We start from the raw sequence: 947 nt of genomic DNA on the forward strand, positions 1-947 counted from the left end.
CTGTTATAGGCGATGCCGCCGCCGGTGCCGCCCATGGTGAAGGACGGGCGGATGATGGCCGGCAGGCCGACATGGTCGAGCGCCTGTGCGGCGATCGCCATGCCATGGCTGATGTAGCGCTGCTTGCGGTCGCCTTCGCCGAGGTTCCAGCGGGTCTCCAGCGCGTCGAGCGCGGCATCGAGATCGGCAGGCGCCTCGGCCTTGACGGCGGCGCGCTCGGCCTCATGCGTCTTGCGGTCGGTGTTCTTGACGTCGGTGGCGTTGGCCAGCATCGACTTCGGCGTTTCCAAGCCGATCTTCTTCATCGCCTCGCGAAACAGCGCGCGGTCCTCGGCCTTGTCGATGGCCGTGGCGTCGGCGCCGATCATCTCGACATTGTAGCGCTCGAGCACACCCATGCGGCGCAGCGACAGAGCGGTGTTGAGCGCGGTCTGGCCGCCCATGGTCGGCAGCAGCGCGTCGGGCCGCTCCTTGGCGATGATCTTGGCGACCACTTCGGGCGTGATCGGCTCGATATAGGTGGCGTCGGCCAGTTCCGGGTCGGTCATGATGGTGGCTGGGTTGGAATTGACCAGGATGACGCGGAAGCCTTCCTCCTTCAGCGCCTTGCAGGCCTGGGTTCCGGAATAGTCGAACTCGCAGGCCTGGCCGATGACGATGGGGCCGGCCCCGATGATCAGGATCGACTTGATGTCAGTGCGTCTTGGCATGTCAAAGGTCCGTTCGGCGGGCGGCTTGCACAAAAAACCGGGACGGGAAGACCCGGCCGGTTGTGCTCGCGATTCTGGTATCAGGCTAGGAGGGCCTTATAGGGAAGAGTTTTAACTGATGTAACCCCGAAAATGAGGGTTGTTGTGGGCGGCGCCAGCCGAGAAGCGCCTTGTTCCGGCGCGCCCCCCTTTACCCTGCCAGGCATCTCCCCCTCAAGGGGCAGGGCTATCGCATAT

General features: G+C 64.5%; 1 pseudogene. It reads right to left on the reverse strand.

Going from position 1 to position 947, the window contains the following annotated elements:
- Positions 1–710: pseudogene (locus EN906_RS35520) on the reverse strand (carbamoyl phosphate synthase large subunit); the annotation flags it as partial.
- Positions 711–947 lie beyond the last annotated feature (237 nt).

The sequence above is a fragment of the Mesorhizobium sp. M7A.F.Ca.CA.004.06.1.1 genome (assembly GCF_003999135.1).
Classification (GTDB): Bacteria; Pseudomonadota; Alphaproteobacteria; order Rhizobiales; family Rhizobiaceae; genus Mesorhizobium.